The sequence below is a fragment of the uncultured Bradyrhizobium sp. genome (assembly GCF_947648125.1).
Lineage (GTDB): Bacteria > Pseudomonadota > Alphaproteobacteria > Rhizobiales > Xanthobacteraceae > Bradyrhizobium.
Map to the genome: position 1 here is coordinate 105,372 of NZ_CANSMR010000002.1, position 18,294 is coordinate 123,665.

General features: G+C 64.6%; 15 protein-coding genes. 2 read left to right on the forward strand and 13 right to left on the reverse strand.

The window, feature by feature from the left end; genetic code table 11:
- Nucleotides 1-164: 164 nt before the first annotated feature.
- From tatC to Q0030_RS04125, 9 genes are all read right to left on the reverse strand, one after another.
- On the reverse strand, nt 165-959 hold the full coding sequence (tatC, locus tag Q0030_RS04085; RefSeq protein WP_298363342.1) for a twin-arginine translocase subunit TatC: 795 nt from the start codon (nt 957-959) through the stop codon (nt 165-167).
- Complete coding sequence (tatB, locus tag Q0030_RS04090; protein WP_298363346.1) at nt 956-1,480, reverse strand: Sec-independent protein translocase protein TatB; 525 nt, start codon at nt 1,478-1,480, stop codon at nt 956-958. Before tatB ends, tatC begins: the two co-directional genes overlap by 4 nt.
- A 160-nt stretch (nt 1,481-1,640) precedes the next feature.
- Entirely contained in the window at nt 1,641-1,874 is a 234-nt protein-coding gene (locus tag Q0030_RS04095; RefSeq protein WP_050400528.1) for a twin-arginine translocase TatA/TatE family subunit, read from the reverse strand.
- 147 nt (nt 1,875-2,021) lie between these two features.
- On the reverse strand, nt 2,022-2,960 hold the full coding sequence (scpB, locus tag Q0030_RS04100; protein ID WP_298363349.1) for an SMC-Scp complex subunit ScpB: 939 nt from the start codon (nt 2,958-2,960) through the stop codon (nt 2,022-2,024).
- A gap of 22 nt (nt 2,961-2,982) precedes the next feature.
- A complete protein-coding gene (locus Q0030_RS04105; protein WP_244065650.1) occupies nt 2,983-3,804 on the reverse strand; it encodes a ScpA family protein in 822 nt (273 codons plus the stop codon).
- Entirely contained in the window at nt 3,801-4,823 is a 1,023-nt protein-coding gene (gene nagZ, locus Q0030_RS04110; RefSeq protein WP_298363353.1) for a beta-N-acetylhexosaminidase, read from the reverse strand. The genes Q0030_RS04105 and nagZ overlap by 4 nt, the downstream gene beginning before the upstream one ends.
- 46 nt (nt 4,824-4,869) lie before the next feature.
- The gene (locus Q0030_RS04115; protein ID WP_298363354.1) at nt 4,870-6,339 is read right to left on the reverse strand and encodes an SPOR domain-containing protein; all 1,470 of its coding nucleotides are present in this window, start codon (nt 6,337-6,339) and stop codon (nt 4,870-4,872) included.
- A gap of 118 nt (nt 6,340-6,457) precedes the next feature.
- A complete protein-coding gene (gene argS, locus Q0030_RS04120; protein ID WP_298363355.1) occupies nt 6,458-8,254 on the reverse strand; it encodes an arginine--tRNA ligase in 1,797 nt (598 codons plus the stop codon).
- A 9-nt stretch (nt 8,255-8,263) separates the two neighbouring features.
- The gene (locus Q0030_RS04125) at nt 8,264-9,472 is read right to left on the reverse strand and encodes a deoxyguanosinetriphosphate triphosphohydrolase (protein ID WP_298363357.1); all 1,209 of its coding nucleotides are present in this window, start codon (nt 9,470-9,472) and stop codon (nt 8,264-8,266) included.
- Between the two features lie 138 nt (nt 9,473-9,610).
- On the opposite strand from Q0030_RS04125, the gene erpA reads away from it, so the two are divergent.
- Nucleotides 9,611-9,940: an iron-sulfur cluster insertion protein ErpA gene (gene erpA / locus Q0030_RS04130; protein WP_021081206.1), complete on the forward strand. Its 330-nt coding sequence runs from the start codon at nt 9,611-9,613 to the stop codon at nt 9,938-9,940.
- 58 nt (nt 9,941-9,998) lie between these two features.
- On the opposite strand, the gene Q0030_RS04135 is transcribed toward erpA, so the two are convergent.
- Nucleotides 9,999-13,127, reverse strand: a complete 3,129-nt coding sequence (locus tag Q0030_RS04135; RefSeq protein ID WP_298363360.1) for an efflux RND transporter permease subunit — start codon at nt 13,125-13,127, stop codon at nt 9,999-10,001.
- A gap of 3 nt (nt 13,128-13,130) precedes the next feature.
- Nucleotides 13,131-14,264: an efflux RND transporter periplasmic adaptor subunit gene (locus Q0030_RS04140; protein WP_298363362.1), complete on the reverse strand. Its 1,134-nt coding sequence runs from the start codon at nt 14,262-14,264 to the stop codon at nt 13,131-13,133.
- A gap of 162 nt (nt 14,265-14,426) precedes the next feature.
- On the opposite strand from Q0030_RS04140, the gene xth reads away from it, so the two are divergent.
- On the forward strand, nt 14,427-15,218 hold the full coding sequence (xth, locus tag Q0030_RS04145; RefSeq protein ID WP_176531192.1) for an exodeoxyribonuclease III: 792 nt from the start codon (nt 14,427-14,429) through the stop codon (nt 15,216-15,218).
- Between the two features lie 52 nt (nt 15,219-15,270).
- Here the strand turns inward: xth and Q0030_RS04150 are convergent, their stop codons facing one another.
- Together Q0030_RS04150 and ilvD are read right to left on the reverse strand one after the other, a co-directional pair.
- A complete protein-coding gene (locus Q0030_RS04150) occupies nt 15,271-16,107 on the reverse strand; it encodes a tetratricopeptide repeat protein (protein ID WP_298363365.1) in 837 nt (278 codons plus the stop codon).
- Nucleotides 16,094-17,818 (reverse strand): dihydroxy-acid dehydratase, encoded by a 1,725-nt coding sequence (gene ilvD, locus Q0030_RS04155; RefSeq protein ID WP_298363366.1) that lies wholly within the window; start codon nt 17,816-17,818, stop codon nt 16,094-16,096. Before ilvD ends, Q0030_RS04150 begins: the two co-directional genes overlap by 14 nt.
- Between the last annotated feature and the right edge of the window lie 476 nt (nt 17,819-18,294).

Consider the following 18,294-nt stretch of genomic DNA (forward strand, 5'->3'; position numbering starts at 1 on the left):
CATGTCAACGTTTTGCGGCGTGCCTCAACTAGCACAAGTGTCATCGCCCGCGAAGGCGGGCGATCCAGTATTCCAGAGACGTCAGTGCGTCGCCGAGAAAGCCGCGACGTACTGGATACCCCGCTTTCGCGGGATATGACGCCCGGATATGTGACGAAATCACCCTACTCGGCCGGATTGGTGGCCGACGGCGCGTTCGAGGTCGTGGCCTTCTTCTCCACGATCCCGACCGCGATGATGGCCCCCTCATAGAGCAGGAGCAGCGGGATCGCGAGCGAGGCCTGACTCAGCACATCGGGCGGCGTCAGCACGGCGGCGATGATGAAAGCGATCACGATGAAGTAGCGCCGCTTCTCTTTCAGCATCTTCGAGGTGACGATGCCGATACGGCCGAGCAGCGTCAGGATCACCGGCAGCTGGAACGCGATGCCGAAGGCAAAGATCAGCGACATCATCAGCGAGAGATACTCGCCGACCTTGGGCAGCAACTGGATCTGTGCCGTCTCCGTGCCGGCCGACTGCTGCATGCCGAGCGAAAAGCGGGTCAGCATCGGGAAGACCACGAAATAGACCATCATCGCGCCGAGCACGAAGAACACCGGCGTCGCAATCAGATAAGGCAGGAACGCGTTGCGCTCATGCTTGTAAAGGCCGGGCGCCACGAACTTGTAGATCTGCGTCGCAACGATCGGAAACGAGATGAAGCCGGCGCCGAACAATGCGAGCTTGAGCTGCGTCAGAAAATATTCGAGCAGCGCGGTATAGATGAATTTGGAATTTTCCGGCCCTGCCACCCAGATGAAGGGCCAGACCAGGACATTGAATATCTGCTTGGCGAAGAAGAAGCAGATGATGAAGGCCACGCCGAAGCCGAGCAGCGCCTTGATCAGCCGCGAGCGCAGCTCGATCAAATGATCCATCAAGGGGGCCTTGCTGGCCTCGATATCTTCGGCGCTCATGACGCCCTCGCGTCCTTGAGCACGTCAGGCTGTGCCGGCGTCTCGTCCTGCGCAGGTGCCGGCTCGGGCTTCACCTCGCTGGTGATCGCGAGCGGCTCGCCGACGGCAGCGTGCGTCTCGGCCGCGGCGAAGGTTTCCGGTGTCGGCTCCACCGGCGTTGTCGGAGTGACCGGTGCGTCGCTTGAGGTCACCGGCGCGTCGATTGCAGACGCAACCTGCGCATCGACCGGCTTGTCGATCTGCAACGCGTCGCTGACATCCTTCTGCAGCGAGGTCATGATGTTGCCGCTGGTGATGCCGGTTGCGGCTTCCCTGACCTCGTCAAAACTCTTCTTGAGATCGGCCATTTCGGCCTCGCGCATGGCTTCCTGGAACTGGCCCTGGAATTCGGAGGCCATCTTGCGGGCCTTGCCCATCCATTGCCCGACCATGCGCAGCACGCCCGGCAGCTCTTTCGGGCCGATGGCGATCAGCGCGACGACCGCGATGACGACCAGTTCACTCCACCCGATGTCGAACATGAATTCTTCCGCCTAAGCGCGCCGCCATCGGCCCCATCGGTCCTGACAGGATCTGGGGCTGCCGGCGCCTTTTCTCAATCGGCGTCCATAGCGCGTCTCTGCGACGGCGTCACCGTTTCGCGCAAGGAAAAACGTCGAAATATGCGTCAGTACAAGCGCGTTAGACGGCCTTGCTGCCGACGTCCTGGCGCGCGGCCGACGGAGCCGCATTGTGATCGATCGCCTTGGTGGACTCCGGCTTGTCCGCGACCTTGTCGTCGTCCTGCATGCCCTTCTTGAAGGCCTTGATGCCTTGGGCGACGTCACCCATCAGGTCCGAAATCTTGCCGCGTCCGAACAGCAGCAGGACCACTGCGATCACGACGATCCAGTGCCAAATGCTCAGCGAACCCATCCTGCAACCCTCCAGAAATGGCCGGCGGACCGGCCTGAACTTTGCCGGAAGTTAGGCCCGCGGGGTGTCAAAAACAAGGACCTCGGCCGCGGCAAATCGCTGTCGCGGCTACGTAATATTGCTAGGCTTAACCGGGAATATTCCGGGCTATTCGCCCTTCTCCTCGGCGCCGTCGTCATCGCCCGCGTGGTCGATGTGCGCTTCCGGCTCATCAGCGTCGGGTTCGGTTGCGTCAGGTTCGGCCGCGTCCACCTCGGCGGCAACTTCCGCTTCGAGTTCGGTTTCGGCCTCGGCTGTCGTTTCGACCTCGGCAGTCCCAACTTCGGGAGTCTCAACGTCGGCAACCGCTTCGCCCTCGGTCGTCGGTTCCTCGGCTTCCGGCTCGACGGCCGGCGCGAGCAGCAGTTCCAGCGTATCGCCGGGCTCGAGCGGCTCCTCGTCCTCGCGCAGCGTCGCATCATCCGATGGCGAGGGAACGGAAAAGCCGGTCGGCAGGCGCGAGTCGAGCAGACCGGTGCCCTTCAGTTCCTCCAGCCCCGGCAGGTCGCCGAGCGCTTCCAGGCTGAACTGCGACAGGAAGGCGTCGGTGGTTCCGAAGGTCAACGGACGGCCCGGCGTCTTGCGGCGGCCGCGCGGACGAATCCAGCCGGTCTCCAGCAACACGTCGATCGTTCCCTTCGACGTGACGACGCCGCGAATCTCTTCGATCTCGGCACGGGTCACCGGCTGGTGATAGGCGACGATCGACAGCACCTCGATCGCTGCACGCGACAGCTTCCGGGTCTCGGTGCTCTCGCGCGTCATCAGCCACGACAGATCGCCTGCCGTGCGGAACGTCCACTTATTGGCGACCCGAACCAGGTTGACGCCGCGCGGCGCATATTCCGCCTGCAACTGGGCGAGCGCCGCCTTGATATCGACGCCGTCGGGCATCCGCTTTGCCAGCGTTGCCTGATCGATCGGCTCGGCCGATGCAAACAACAGGGCTTCAAGGAGCCGCAATTCCTCAGGACGCGCTACCGGATGATCCATAGGAGAAACCTCCTCCTCGGGCTCGTCTCTGCGCACTTCCGCCAAGCTTGCCATGGGCTTGCTCTCCTTCTTCCACTTACTCAACCGACAGGTCCGGCGCAGCCATTGCGGCCTGCGCTTGACGCTTTCGGAAATAGATCGGCGCGAACGCCTGCTTCTGGTTGATTTCCATCTCGCCCTCGCGAACCAGTTCGAGGGCCGCAGCGAAGCTCGATGCGAACACCGTCGCCCTCTGCTTGGGATCGGCGACGTAGTTCATCAGGTACTCGTCGAGGCAGCTCCAATCCTCCGCAAGGCCGACCAGCCGCTCCAGCGAGGCGCGCGCTTCGGCGAGCGACCACACCGTCCGCTTGGCCAGATGCACCGAGGTGAGCACGCGTGACGCGCGCTGCGTGGCATAGGCCGACAGCAGGTCGTACAGGGTCGCGGTGAACTTCGGATGCTTGATCTCGGCGATCGATTCCGGATTGCCGCGCGGGAAGATATCGCGCTGGAACTGCGGCCGGTTCATCAGCCGGTTGGCCGCCTCGCGGATTGCTTCCAGACGGCGCAGCCGGTTGGCGAGTGCGGTCGCCATTTCCTCGGCGCTCGGCCCCTCGGCGCTCGGCGGTTCGGGCAGCAAGAGCCGCGACTTCAGGAACGCAAGCCACGCGGCCATCACCAGATAATCAGCCGCGAGCTCGAGACGGATTTTGCGCGCGGCCTCGATGAACGACAGATATTGGTCGGCGAGCGCAAGGATCGAGATCTTCGACAGGTCGACCTTCTGCTGCCGCGCCAGCGTCAACAGCAGGTCGAGCGGGCCCTCATAGCCCTCGACGTCGACCACCAGCGCCGGTTCGCCCTCGGCGAGGTCGGCCGGCCGCCCGGTCTCGAACGATAGAATTTCAGCGGTCATGCCGTCCCTACCCGATCCAACAACGCATCCAATTCAGCCCGTGCCGCCTGCCGGTCGAACGGCTGAGGCTGCTTCCGCGCGGCGAGCGTCGCCTTGGCCCGCTCAAGCGCCTTGCCGGCCAGTTCCGGCGTCTCCCGCGCGACCTCGCGCATTTCGTCGATGTTGCCGTTGCAGTGCAGAACCATGTCGCAACCGGCGCTGACGATGGCGCGGGTCCGCTCGGCGATTGATCCGGCCAGAGCATTCATCGACACGTCATCACTCATCAACAAACCCTGAAACCCGATCAGGCCGCGAATCACCTGTTCGATGATTGTCGCAGAAGTCGTCGCCGGATGGGCGGGGTCCAGCGCGCTAAACACAACATGTGCAGTCATCGCCATCGGCAGGCCCGCCAGCGGCCGGAACGCGGCAAAATCGGTCCGTTCCAGCTCGGCTCTCGCGGTATCGACCGTCGGAAGGCGGAAATGGCTGTCCGCGGTGGCGCGACCATGGCCGGGAATATGCTTGAGAACCGGCAGCACGCCGCCTTGTTCCAGCCCGTCCGTGACCGCACGGGCGATCGCCGCGACCTTGTCCGGTTCGGTTCCATAGGCCCGGTTGCCGATCACCGCATCTGCGCCGGCCACCGGAACGTCGGCCAATGGAAGGCAATCGACGGTAATTCCAAGATCGATCAGGTCGGCCGCAATCAGCCGTGAACTGAGCCGGGCCGCCGCCAGGCCGAGCTTCGGGTCGATGTCGTAGAGCAAGCTGAAGCTCGCGCCGGGTGGATAGACCGGCCAATGCGGCGGTCCGAGCCGCTGCACCCGCCCGCCCTCCTGGTCGATCAGGACCGGCGCATCGGCCGTGCCGGCCGCCGACCTGAGTTCCTCAACAAGAGCCAGCACTTGAGCAGGACTCTCGATGTTGCGCTTGAACAGGATGAAGCCCCATGGCCGCTCCGCGCGAATGAATTCGCGTTCAGCGTCGTTGAGGATCAGCCCGGATACGCCCGTGATGAATGCGCGGTTCGCCATTCGGCCGATTAGGCCGTATGCAGCTCACTGGTCAAGGAAACGGCCTTTAATTTCTTTGGATGAGGCACTGCGGCCCACCGGCCGACATCAGGCTCCGGCACACTTGGTTCGCCTCTTCCGACGACGCGAACGGGCCGGCAAAGGCGCGGTAATAGACGCCCTTCTCACCGAGATCGACGCGTTTCACCACCAAAGGCTGCGAACCGAGCACGCTGCGATACTTGCCCTGCAGCGTCCGATAGGACGACTGCGCGTCCGCCTCGTTCTTCTGCGACGACACCTGGACCAGATATCCACCGCCGCCAACCGAGGCCGTGGTGGTCGACGCCACCCGGGTCGGAGGCGCGGCCGGGGCCGCTTCAGCCTGACCGGGAGCCAGCGACATTGGCGCGTTCACGCTCGCATTGGCGGCCGACGGGTTGCCGCGCGACACCGGAGGCTTCGCAGCGGCGGCAGGCTTGGCCGCCGGCGCGGCGGCCGCGGCCGGCGCGCCATCGGGCGAATCGCCCTTGACCGCGAGCGTGCGGATCTTGCGCGGCTCGTTGTTCGGCAGCGTCCCGTTCGCACTGATCGGCGCCGGCGCGGGCTGCGCCGTCTGCACACTGGCCACCGGCGGCGGATTCGCATTGGCGTTCAGCGCAGGAAACACGACGCGCGGTCCGGCGGTCTTCGAATTGACGTCGACCGGGGTCTCTTCACGCGACACGATCTTCTCGGTGCCGTCGCCCGTCGCCATACGGTCCGGCGTTTTGGCCGGCGCATCGGCCTGGGCCGGGATCACCTTGGTCGGCGTGTTGTCGGCCTTGATGATCGGTGGCTCGCCCGTGCGGGGCGAGCCGACATAGGTCCGGTAGGCGTACGCGCCACCGACGCCGAACACGCCAAGCGCCAGCACTGCGGCGACCGTCATCAGGCCGCTGCTCCGCCGGCGCGGTTCGGGCTCTTCTTCGTCGGCCTCGTAGGCGTAGGGATCATCCGGATAGGATGGATCGCGCTGCAGATCCTGTTCGCCGGCTTCCAGCTGACCGTAGAGCGCATCGTCGTAGCGCGACGGATCATGGTCCTGATCGCCGCTCTGATAGGGCGGCTCGTCGTCAAAGGCCTCGGGCTGTCGGGGGGGCTCGACCGGCCGATAGGTTGCAACCGGTGCGGGCGCCGGCGGCTGTGCTTGCTGGGCCGCATAGCGGTGCAGCGGATGCACCGGCTTCGGCTGGTAGTCCTGTTCGGGCTCTTCGTACTCGGTGTGCTGCACGGGCGGCGGAACGACAGTCTCCTGCCGCGCGCGCTGCATCCAGGGCGGCGGGCCGGCGGGCGGCGCATCCTCGTCCCCGGCCTGCGGATCATAGTGTTGCGGCCGCGCATTGGCGCGTGACTGCAGCGGACGCGGCGGCGGCTTGTTCGCGGAGCCGAATGGATCCGTCTGTCCGATCAGCCGGGCCAGTTCGGCGAGCGGATCGCTCTCGGCCTTGGGTGCCGCGTCGGTGGAAAAAAGTCGGTCCTGATATCGATCAGCCATCGTGATGATGCATCCCCTTCGGGACAGCGCCAAGATCGCCGGCACAGCCGGTCCGAACGAGTTGGCCCCTGCCAGATGCCCTCACAAATCCCCACTCGTGAAGGCCTAATGCCCCTGCCTACCGCATCTCGGTCGGAGCGTGGACGCCTAGAACAGCTAAGCCCGATGCCAGAACCGAGACGACGCCCTGAACCATTGCCAGTCGCGCCCTCGTGATCTCTGCATCATTATTGATAATGAAGCGTAAATAGGGCAAATCGCGCCCCTTGGTCCACAGCGCATGAAATTCACTGGCCAAATCATATAGATAAAAAGCGATTCGGTGCGGCTCGTGTGCCACCGCAGCAGCCTCGATCATCCGAGGATAAAGCGCAAGCCGCTTGAGCAGGTCGAACTCGGCCGGATCGGTCAGCCGCTCGACCGCAGCGTTCCGCAGATAAACCAGCCGGGCCTCGTCGGTCTCGGGGAGATCGGGAACCGCCTCCTCCCGCGCATTGCGGAAGATCGAATGGCCGCGGGCGTGACCATACTGGACGTAGAAGACGGCGTTGTCCTTCGACTGCTCGATCACCTTGGCGAGGTCGAAGTCGAGTACCGCGTCGTTCTTGCGGAACAGCATCATGAACCGGACCGCGTCCGAGCCGACCTCGTCGACCACTTCGCGCAGCGTGACGAATTCGCCGGAGCGTTTCGACATCTTCACCGGCTCGCCATCACGCAACAACTTCACGAGCTGCACGATCTTGACGTCGAGCGAGGCTTTGCCCGCGGTCACCGCCTTCACCGCCGCCTGCATCCGCTTGATGTAGCCGCCGTGATCGGCGCCGAACACGTCGATCAGATTGGTGAAGCCGCGCTCGAACTTGTTGCGGTGGTTGGCGATGTCCGACGCGAAATAAGTGTACGAGCCATCCGACTTGATCAGCGGACGATCGACGTCGTCGCCATAGGCTGTGGCGCGGAACAGCGACTGCTCGCGGTCCTCATAATCCTCGACCGGCTTGCCTTTCGGCGGCGGCAGGCGGCCCTCATAAATATCGCCCTTGGCACGCAGGAAATCGATGGTCTCGGCGACCTTGTTGTTGCCTGATGTGATCAGCGAGCGCTCGGAGAAGAACACATCGTGATGGATGTTGAGCGCGGCGAGATCGCCCTTGATCATCTCCATCATCATGGCGATCGCCTTGTCGCGCACGATCGGCAGCCACGCGGCTTCGCTCATGTCGAGCAGCTTCTCGCCGTAGTCCTTGGCGAGCGCCTCACCGACCGGCACGAGGTAATCGCCAGGATAAAGCCCTTCCGGGATCGCGCCGATGTCCTGACCCAGCGCCTCGCGATAGCGCAGGAATGCCGAGCGCGCGAGCACGTCGACCTGGGCGCCAGCGTCGTTGATGTAGTATTCGCGGCAGACGTCGAAGCCCGCGAATTGCAGCAGGCTGCACAACGCATCGCCGAACACGGCGCCGCGGCAATGGCCGACATGCATCGGGCCGGTCGGATTGGCCGAGACATATTCGACATTGACCTTCTCGGCCTTGCCGATGTCGCTGCGCCCATAGGCCGAGCCGGCCGCCAGCACGGCGCGCAACGCATCCGCCCAGACCTGCGGCTTCAAGGTCAGGTTGATGAAGCCGGGCCCGGCGACATCGACGGACGCCACCAGCGCGTCGGCGCGCAGCCGCTCGGCGATCTTGTCGGCGAGCTCGCGCGGCTTGGCCTTGGCGTCCTTGGCGAGCACCATCGCGGCATTGGTCGCCATGTCGCCATGGCTGGCATCGCGCGGCGGCTCGACCACGACGCGGGACAGATCGATGCCCGCGGGCCAGTTGTCCTCGGCAGCGACGGCGGCACAGATCGCGTGCACGCGCGCCAGCATGTCGGCAAAAAGGTGTGGTGGTGCAGTGGTGTCGGCCATGGCAGGGCGCTAACGCAAATCCGGGGTCGAGTCAAAAAGCCTTTGATGCTCGATCAGGGCGAAACGGTCGGTCATCCCGGCAATGAAATTGCCGATCCGCCTGTTCCGCGCGCTCCCGGTCTCCTGCACGCTCCCCTCGATCCATTCCGCCGGCAGGTCGCCTGGCGATTGCCGGTAACGCTCATAGAGATTGCGCACCACCTGCTCAGCCTCCCGCATGACAAGCATCACCCGCCGGTGGCGATACATCCGCCGGAACAGGAACGCCTTGATCGCCGCCTCCTGCTCGGCCACCTCAGGCGGAAACGCGATCAGCGGCGCATTGTGGTGGCGCACATCCTGGGCCGATTGCGGCTGCGCAACCGCAAGCCGCCGCGTCGCCTCGTTGAACACCGCATTGATGAAATGTGAGATCAGCTCACGCACCAGTTCGGCGCCGCGCCGGACCTCGTCGAGCCCGGGATAATGGCGATCGATCTCTGCGATGATCTCTGATGTCAGCGGCATCTCCTTGAGGTCGTCGACCGCAAACAGACCCGCACGCAGGCCGTCGTCGATATCGTGCGCGTCATAGGCGATGTCGTCGGCGAAGGCCGCGATCTGCGCCTCGAGCGAGGCGTAGCTCCAGAGCTCGAGATCGTAGGTCTTGTTGTAATCGGCGATCCCGATCGGAATGCCGCTATCGAGGTAGCGACCGCTTGGTGCGCCGTTGCGTTCGGTCAGCGGGCCGTTGTGCTTAACGATACCCTCAAGCGATTCCCAGGTCAGATTCAGCCCGCCGAACTCAGGATAGCGATGCTCCAGCGAGGTGACGACCCGCAGTGCCTGCGCATTGTGGTCGAAGCCGCCGTCATCCTTCAGGCAGTCGTCGAGCGCCCGCTCCCCGGCATGCCCGAACGGTGGATGGCCGAGGTCGTGCGCCAGCGCCAGCGTCTCGGTCAGATCCTCGTCGACCCCGAGCTGGCGCGCCAGCGCGCGGGCGATCTGCGCGACCTCCAGCGAGTGGGTCAGCCTGGTGCGGTAGTGATCGCCCTCATGGAAGACGAAGACCTGGGTCTTGTGCTTGAGGCGGCGGAACGCGGTGGAGTGGATCACCCGGTCACAGTCCCGCCGGAACGGGCTGCGGGTCCGGCTCGGCGGCTCCACGACAAGCCGGCCGCGGCTGCGGTCGGGGTCGCAGGCATAAGGCGCGCGAGGGGCAGCCATTCCGACCGACACGGTATTTTAGTCCTTATCCATTTGATTCCATGGTCCGACGCACTTAACTATGACTGAGGCGGCTGACCAAATGAATTGGGCATGACGCCGGGCATGATCCGATCAGATCACGCCCAGATTGGGTTTCGGAGACCGACCATGACTGCTGCCATCACCGTCAGCGAACGGGCTGCCCGCCGGATCGGGCAGATCCTCAGCAAGGAAGGCGACGGCGCCAAACTGCGCATTTCGGTCGAGGGCGGCGGCTGCTCCGGTTTCCAGTACAAGTTCGACGTCGAGCGCACCCAGGCCGATGACGACCTCGTGATCGAGCGCGACAGCGCCGTGGTGCTGATCGATCCCGCCTCGGTCCCGTTCCTCGCGGGCTCGGAGGTCGACTTCGTCGACGACCTGATCGGCGCCTCGTTCCGCGTCGTCAATCCGAACGCCACCGCCTCCTGCGGCTGCGGCACCAGCTTCTCGATCTAGCGCGCCTGATGCGACGTCCCTACGCCGGCCGGTAACCGGATCGCGGAAGGACATCGTGCTATTCCGCCGCGACCACCTGCGGCCGCTCGACATCGCCGCCCGCCTCCGCCTGCGGATCGAGCTTGCGGCGCAGCCTGCGGTCGATGCGGTCAAGATAGATGTAGATCACAGGCGTGATGAACAGCGTCAGCAATTGCGACACGCAGAGGCCGCCGACCACCGCAACGCCGAGCGGCTGACGCAGTTCGGCGCCGGCGCCCGCGCCGAGCGCAATCGGCAGCGTGCCGAAGATCGCCGCGAACGTCGTCATCATGATCGGGCGGAAGCGCAGCAGCGCGGCCTCGCGGATCGCGTGCTCGGCGCTGAGGCCGACGCGGCGGCGCTCCAGCGCGAAGTCGACCATCATGATCGCGTTCTTCTTGACGATGCCGACCAGCATCACGATGCCGATCATCGCAATCACCGACAGCTCCATCCCGAACAGCATCAGCGTCAGGATCGCGCCGATGCCGGCCGACGGCAGGCCGGAGATGATCGTGATCGGATGGATGAAGCTCTCATAGAGAATGCCGAGGATCACGAAGGCCGCGAACACGGCGGCGAGGATCAGGACACCCTGCCCGCGCAGCGAATCCTGGAACACCTGCGCGGTGCCGGAGAAGCCGGTCGCAATCGTCGGCGGCAAATTCGCGTTCTGCTCGAGCTCGGTGATCTTGTCGACCGCGTAGCCGAGTGAATTGCCGGGCGCGAGATTGAACGAGATCGTCACCGCCGGCTGCTGGCCCTGGTGGTTGATCTGCAGCGGCCCGACCGTCGGCACCAATCGCGCCACCGCATCCAGCGGAATGGTCTGGCCGTTCGCGGTCTTCATGTAGAGCTTCGAGAGATCGGACGGGTCGACGCGGAACTGCGGCTGCACCTCCAGAATGATCTGGTAGTCGTTCGACGGCATGTAGATGGTGCCGACCTGCCGCGAACCATAGGCGTTGTAGAGCTGGTTACGGACCTGGTCGACGGTGACGCCGTAGACCGCCGCCTTCTCGCGGTCGATGTCGACCGTCATCTGCGGGTTCTTGATATAGAGGTCGGTGGTGACGTCGAGCAGGCCCGGGATCTTCTCGATCTTGTCGCGCATCTCCGGCGCCAGCCGGTACAGCGACTCGGTGTCGCCGCTCTGCATCACATATTGATACTGGCTTTTCGAGATGCGGCCGCCGATGTTGAGGTTCTGGACGCTCTGGAAGAACGCCTGCATGCCCGGGATCTCGCGCGCCTTCTGGCGCAGCCGCCCGATCACGACGGCGGCGTTGTCGCGGGTCTTCTGCGGCTTCAGCGCGATGAACAGGCGGCCGTAATTGGTGGTCGGGTTGGGACCGCCGGAGCCGACGGTCGAATTGATGTAGTCGACCGCCGGATCGGTCCGCATCACCTCGACCAGCGCCTGCTGGCGCACCTTCATCGCCTCGAACGAGGTGTCGGTCGCCGCCTCGGTCACGCCGATCAGGAAGCCGGTGTCCTCCTGCGGGAAAAAGCCCTTCGGCACGATCATGTAGAGATAGATGGTGCCGCCGAGCGTTGCCAGCGTCACCACCAGCATGAGGGCCTTCTTGGCCAGCACCCAGTCCAGCGCCCACTCATAGGCACCCAGCCAGGCCTCAAACATCGCCTCGAACGCGCGCAGCACGATGTTCGGCCGCTTGGCCGCATCATGCGCGCGCAGCACACGGGCGCACAGCATCGGCGTCAGGGTGAGCGACACGAAGCCGGACACGATGATCGCGACCGAGATCGTGACCGCGAATTCGCGGAACACGCGGCCGACGATGCCCCCCATCAGCAGCACCGGGATGAACACCGCGATCAGCGAGAAGGTGATCGAGATGATGGTGAAGCCGATCTCGCGGGCGCCCTTCAGGGCCGCCTCGAACGGCTTCATGCCGTGCTCGATGTGGCGGACGATGTTCTCCAGCATGACGATGGCGTCGTCGACCACGAAGCCGACCGAGAGCGTCAGCGCCAGCAGCGTCATGTTGTTGATCGAGTAATCCAGCGCGTACATCGCAGCGCAGGTGCCGAACAGCGAGATCGGCACCGCGAGCGCCGGAATGAAGGTCGCCGACGCGGAGCGCAGGAACAGGAAGATCACGAGGATCACGAGCGCAATCGCGATCAGAAGGGTCTCCTCGACGTCGCTGACCGCCTGCCGGATCGAGACCGAGCGGTCCATCATGACCTGCATGGTCACCGAGGGCGGGATCGCGGCGCGCAGCGACGGCAGTTTTGCGAGGACGGCATCGACCACCGCGACGGTGTTCGCGTCGGGCTGTTTCTGGATCGCAAGCACGATCGCCCGCTCGTCATTCATCCAGGTCGCGATCTTGTCGTTCTCGACACTGTCATAGACCTTGGCGATCTCGTCGAGGCGAACCGGCGAGCCGTTGCGCCAGGCGACGTAGATCTGGCGGTAGTCGGCTGCCTTGTCCATCTGGCCGGAGGCCTGCAGCGCGACGTCCTGCTTGGGGCCGTTCAGCGTGCCGACCGGGGTCGAGGAATTGGCGCGCGACACTGCGGCGCGGATATCCTCCATCGAGACGCTGCGGGCGGCCGCGGCCTCCGGATCGGCCTGGACACGGATCGCGAATTTCTGCGCGCCGTAGATCAAGACCTGGGCGACGCCGGGCAGCTGCGACAGCGCCTGCCCGATCGTGATGTCGCCATATTCGTTGACCGCCGACAGCGGCAGCGTCGCCGACCCCAGCGAGACGAACAGCACCGGAAAATCGGCCGGGTTCACCTTCCGAAAGCTCGGCGGGATCGTCATCTCGATCGGCAGCCGGCGCTGCGCGATGGTCAATGCCGTCTGCACGTCGAGCGCAGCAGCATCGATGTTGCGGTTGAGGTCGAACTGGATGGTGATGACGCTCGTACCCTGCGAGGAGTTCGAGTTCATCGATGAGATGCCGGCAATGGTCGAGAGCTGGCGCTCGATGATGCCGGCGACCGAGGCGGCCATGGTGTCGGCGCTGGCGCCCGGCAGCGTGGCGGTGACCGCGATGGTCGGGAAATCCACCTTGGGCAGCGCCGAGACCGGCAGCAGGCGGAAGCCGAACACGCCGAATGCGATGATCGACGCCGTGATCAGCGTCGTCATGACCGGGCGGCGGATGCAGAGCTCGGAGAGCGTCATCGGTCAGGCTCCGGCCTTGCGCGCCCGCAGCTCGACCCGCGATCCCTCCGACAGCAGCAGCTGGCCGTCGACGACGATGCTTTCATCGCCCGCCAATCCGTCCAAGATTACCGAGCTGCCCTGGAAGGTGCGATCGACCTTGACCGGCCGGACCTTGGCGACGCCGTCCTGGACGACAAAGACGAAATTGCCGTTCTGGCTGCGCTGGACTGCGACCGTCGGCACCACGACCGCGTCTTCGCTGCGGATGATGAGCTTGGTCTGCACGATGGTGCCGGGCCACAGCGTTTCGTTCGCATTGTTCATGATGCCGCGCACCGTGACCATGCCGGTGGTCGCATCGACGGCGTTCTCGACCATCGCGACCTTGCCGCTCTCGGAGCGTTGATGGCCGGGAATGGTCGCGATCACCTTGGGATCGTCCTTCCCCATGGCGTCGCGCAGATCGACCAGCGCACGCTGCGGAATGGCGAAGGTGACATAGACCGGCGCCATCTGGTTGATGACCGCGAGCGGCTGGGTGTCGGCGGGGCGGACGAAGTTCCCGACCTTGACGTTGGCGGCGCTGATCCGGCCCGCGAACGGCGCGCGGATGACGGTGTAGCTTTTCTGGACGCGGAGGTTCTCCAGCGCGAACTGGTCGGCCTTGATGGTGCCGATCAGGACGTCGGACTGGGTCTTGGCGTTGTCGAGATTGACTTGCGTGGTCGCGCCCTTGCCGACCAGCTCGGTATAGCGGCGGAGGTCGCGCTGCGCGCCCTCGAGCTGGGCCTGGTCGCGAGCCAGGACGCCCTCGGCCTGCTCAATCTGGGCGTCGATCTGCCGCGCGTCGAGCATGAACAGCAGGTCGCCCTCATTGACCTTGGCGCCGTCCTCGAAATGCACCGAGACGATGGTGGTCTCCAGCCGCGACTTCAGCGCCACGCTGGAGATCGGCGTGACCTGTCCGATGGCGTCGACATCGACCGGGACTGATCTGCGTTCGGCCTTGGCGAGGTCCACCGAAACCACGCGCGGCCGCGCCGTCCCCTGCGCGGTGGCGGCACCGCCCCCCATCCATGAAGCGCGGGTCATGTAAGCCGCCCCGGCCGCAATGCCGAGAACAGCGACAGTCAGAACCAAATTCCGTTTTTTCATAAGTCTTGCACGTGCGCCGCCCGCCTGCCTCGGAGGCCGGGACGCGTCGCAACTCCCCCATCGGCAATTGTTACGCCTTGTTTCTGAGGAGGGTTAGCACAGGCGGACCGCCCATGGTATGCCACCCAAGTAGAATCCTGCGGCTTCAATCCGGGCATTTGCATGCGCATCGCTACGTGGAACGTCAATTCGGTCCGACAACGGATCGAACTTCTGGTCGCCTGGCTGAAGGAGTGTTCTCCCGACATCGTCTGCCTGCAGGAGATCAAATGCGTCGACGACGCGTTTCCGCGGCTCGAGGTCGAGGCGCTCGGATATAATGTCGTCACCCACGGCCAGAAGACTTTCAACGGCGTCGCGCTGCTCTCCAAGCTGCCGTTCGACGAGACCAAGTCGGGCCTTGCCGGCGACGACGAGGACGCCCACGCCCGCTTCCTCGAAGGCGTCGTCACGCTGAAACAGGGCGTGGTGCGGGTCGCGTGCCTTTATCTGCCCAACGGCAACCCCGCGAACACCGACAAATATCCGTACAAGCTCAAATGGATGTCGCGGCTTCTTGAGTACACGCGGGAACGGCTTAAGGCCGAGGAGCCGCTGATCCTGGCCGGCGACTTCAACGTCATTCCGGCGGCCCGCGACGTCTACAATCCGGCCGCCTGGGCCGATGATGCCCTGTTCCGCCCGGCGACCCGCGAAGCCTTCCAGTCGCTGCTCGGCCTCGGCCTGACCGACGCGCTGCGGGCGGTCAATGACGAGCCCGGCCAGTACACCTTCTGGGATTACCAGGCCGGCGCCTGGCAGAAGAACTGGGGCCTGCGGATCGACCATCTCCTGATGTCGCCGCAGGCGAGCGACCGGCTGATCGATGTCGGGATCGACAGCTATGTCCGCGCCTGGGAAAAGCCGTCCGACCATGTCCCGGTCTGGGCCGATCTCGATTTCGAGACCGCCTGAGCCTGCCAGCCAAGCGACTGCCGACCGCAGCGGATATCAGTCCCGGCGGCCTCTAATCCCGGCGGCCTTGCACCCAGTGCTCGAGCATCTGCAGCGCCATCGCGCGGTCGTCTTCGGACGCCTTGGCGATCGCCCGGTTGTAGCTTTCCTTGATCCAGGCCTCTTCCGGCGTGGCGCTGTCGCGCGCCAGGGTCAGCCACATCAGGCCGCGGGCCCGCTGCGGCGGCAACCGGTCGCCGTTGAACAGCATCTGGCCAAGCAGCGCCTGCGCCTGATGCTGGCCCTTCTGGGCGGCGAGCCCGAGCCAGCGCGCGCCATAGCGGAAATCGTCCCGCGAGGCGTCCGGCGTCTTCAGATACAGCCGGGCCAGGTCGTACTGGGCGTCGGCATTGCCGAAATAGGACGCAGCATAGGAGAACATCTCCCGCGCCCGTTCGGTGTCCGCCTTGACCTTGGAATTGGGAATGCCGCTCAGATAGTAGCGGCCGAGCGCCACGAAGGCGTTGGCCACGATCGAGGCCTGCGGCGCCGAGGGCGAATCCTCGGCATGCGCATTGGCGATCCGGCTGAAATACTCGAAGGCGCGCATGTCGTCCTGGATGACGCCGTCGCCCTCGGCGTACATCTTGCCGAGCTTCCACTGCGCCACGGGGTGACCGCCCTCGGCCTGGTACTGCAGCGTGCTGAAGGAAGAGGTCGGCGCGGTCGCCGCAGGGGCAACCGGCGTCGTGGCCCGCTTCAGCGCAGCGGCTGAGCCGGGCTGCGGAGCGACCACCGGAAGCACGGTATCCTGGGGGCTGACCGGGGCGCCGTCGAATCCGAATCCGGGGCCCGCCACCGGAATGGCCCCTAACGCAAACGCAAATATCGCACGCTTAAACGTCCGCATAACACTGTTTCTCGTACGCGCCACCCGGATGGGTGACTGCGCCATCCACCGCCGGCCCCACTTGCTCGGCGTACTTCCACAGCGCACCAGATGTGTGGTTAGTCGCCCGAGGGACCCATTTGGTCTTACGGTTTGCGAGCTCGGCGTCGCTCAATTTTACGTCAAGTGTGCCGGCGACCGCATCGATCTCGATGATGTCGCCGTCCTGCAATAACCCGATCGGCCCGCCGACGGCCGCTTCGGGTCCAATATGTCCGATGCAGAAGCCACGGGTGGCGCCGGAGAACCGGCCATCGGTGATCAGGGCAATCTTGCCGCCCATCCCCTGCCCGGTCAGCGCCGCCGTGGTCGCCAGCATCTCCCGCATCCCGGGACCGCCCTTCGGCCCCTCGTAGCGGATCACAATAACCTCGCCTTCCTTGTAGGTGCGCTTCTGCACCGCCTCGAAGGCGTCTTCCTCGCGGTCGAAGCACCGGGCCGGACCGGTAAACCTCAGGTTGGACATTCCCGCGACCTTCACGATCGCACCCTCCGGAGCGAGATTACCCTTCAGCCCGACAACGCCACCTGTCACGGTGATCGGATTGTCGGCGGACCGCACCACGTCCTGGTGCGGATTCCATTTCACGCTTTTGAGGTTTTCGGCGATCGTTCGGCCAGTGACGGTCAGGCAATTCCCGTTCAGGTGGCCATTATCGAGCAGCGTTTTCATCAGCAGCGGAATGCCGCCAACTTCAAACATGTCTTTGGCAACATAACGGCCGCCCGGCTTCAAATCCGCGACGTAAGGAGTCTTTTTGAAGATTTCGGCAACGTCGAACAGATTGAACTTGATGCCGCACTCATGGGCGATCGCCGGCAAGTGCAGCGCAGCATTGGTTGAACCACCTGAGGCTGCAACCACGGCCGCAGCATTTTCAAGGGCTTCCCGGGTGACGATGTCGCGGGGGCGGATGTTTTTCTCGATCAGCTCCATCACCTTCTCGCCAGCGGCAGCGCAGAAGGCGTCGCGGATCTCGTAAGGCGCCGGGGCCCCGGCCGAATACGGGAGCGCGAGGCCAATCGCCTCGGAAACGGTCGCCATGGTGTTGGCGGTGAACTGGGCGCCGCAGGCACCGGCCGAGGGGCACGCCACCCGCTCGATCTCGTCGAGGTCCTCGTCCGACATGGCGCCGACCGAGTGCTTGCCGACCGCCTCGAACATGTCCTGCACGGTCACCGGCTGCCCGCGGAAGTTACCGGGCAGGATCGAGCCGCCATAGATGAAGATCGACGGCACGTTGAGACGGACCATCGCCATCATCATGCCCGGCAGCGACTTGTCGCAGCCGGCCAGCCCGACCAGCGCATCGTAGGAATGGCCGCGGACGGTGAGCTCGACCGAATCGGCGATGCATTCGCGCGACGGCAGCGACGAGCGCATGCCGTCATGGCCCATTGCGATGCCGTCGGTGACGGTGATGGTGCAGAACTCGCGCGGCGTGCCGCCGGCCGAAGCCACGCCCTTCTTCACCGCCTGCGCCTGGCGCATCAGCGAAATGTTGCAGGGAGCAGCTTCATTCCAACATGAAGCAACGCCGACAAAGGGTTGATGAATCTGGGTTGTCGTCAGCCCCATCGCGTAGAGATAGGAACGATGCGGCGCGCGCTGGGGCCCCTCCGTCACGTGACGGCTCGGCAGCCTGCCCTTGATGTTCGTCTTGACGTCCATCGCGACCCTGTTCCCGGCGCTCTTTCCTCCAACAACGCCGGAACCGATCAAAAGTCCCGTTGTCGCGAGCGCTGGCTATTCAGCTAGGTGAATATCCTTTCATGTCAGGGTGTGGCCAAAAAGCGGCGCGACTACGGACCGGCTGTGTTTAGGGTTAAATGTCCAGTAACTGTTGCGATGACGCAACAATCGTGGCTCCCGGGCAACCATGTATTATCGGTCCTTATGGGAACCTGACACGTATCTGACCGAATAGCCGTGGAGTTGCCGCCCCGCGACGAAACTCGCCCGAGTTGTGCATTGCATTGCCACCCTCATTTGAACAGAGGGCGCAGGGAAAGCCGGGTGCCAATCGCACCCATGGGCCCCGAGCAAAAGGTAGAAAGCTCGGGGGTAGGACCACAGGTGTAACCGGAGCAATCCGGCTTTCCCTGCGCGATGGGTTACGGCTTACTTCGTGCTCTCCCCGGCGAGAC

Bases quoted from the DNA above. Each gene is read 5' to 3' on its own strand.
- tatC (WP_298363342.1), bottom strand. From the start codon at position 959: ATGAGCGCCGAAGATATCGAGGCCAGCAAGGCCCCCTTGATGGATCAT.
- tatB (WP_298363346.1), bottom strand. From the start codon at position 1,480: ATGTTCGACATCGGGTGGAGTGAACTGGTCGTCATCGCGGTCGTCGCG.
- Q0030_RS04095 (WP_050400528.1), bottom strand. From the start codon at position 1,874: ATGGGTTCGCTGAGCATTTGGCACTGGATCGTCGTGATCGCAGTGGTC.
- scpB (WP_298363349.1), bottom strand. From the start codon at position 2,960: ATGGCAAGCTTGGCGGAAGTGCGCAGAGACGAGCCCGAGGAGGAGGTT.
- Q0030_RS04105 (WP_244065650.1), bottom strand. From the start codon at position 3,804: ATGACCGCTGAAATTCTATCGTTCGAGACCGGGCGGCCGGCCGACCTC.
- nagZ (WP_298363353.1), bottom strand. From the start codon at position 4,823: ATGGCGAACCGCGCATTCATCACGGGCGTATCCGGGCTGATCCTCAAC.
- Q0030_RS04115 (WP_298363354.1), bottom strand. From the start codon at position 6,339: ATGGCTGATCGATATCAGGACCGACTTTTTTCCACCGACGCGGCACCC.
- argS (WP_298363355.1), bottom strand. From the start codon at position 8,254: ATGGCCGACACCACTGCACCACCACACCTTTTTGCCGACATGCTGGCG.
- erpA (WP_021081206.1), top strand. From the start codon at position 9,611: ATGACTGCTGCCATCACCGTCAGCGAACGGGCTGCCCGCCGGATCGGG.
- Q0030_RS04135 (WP_298363360.1), bottom strand. From the start codon at position 13,127: ATGACGCTCTCCGAGCTCTGCATCCGCCGCCCGGTCATGACGACGCTG.
- Q0030_RS04140 (WP_298363362.1), bottom strand. From the start codon at position 14,264: ATGAAAAAACGGAATTTGGTTCTGACTGTCGCTGTTCTCGGCATTGCG.
- xth (WP_176531192.1), top strand. From the start codon at position 14,427: ATGCGCATCGCTACGTGGAACGTCAATTCGGTCCGACAACGGATCGAA.
- Q0030_RS04150 (WP_298363365.1), bottom strand. From the start codon at position 16,107: ATGCGGACGTTTAAGCGTGCGATATTTGCGTTTGCGTTAGGGGCCATT.
- ilvD (WP_298363366.1), bottom strand. From the start codon at position 17,818: ATGGACGTCAAGACGAACATCAAGGGCAGGCTGCCGAGCCGTCACGTG.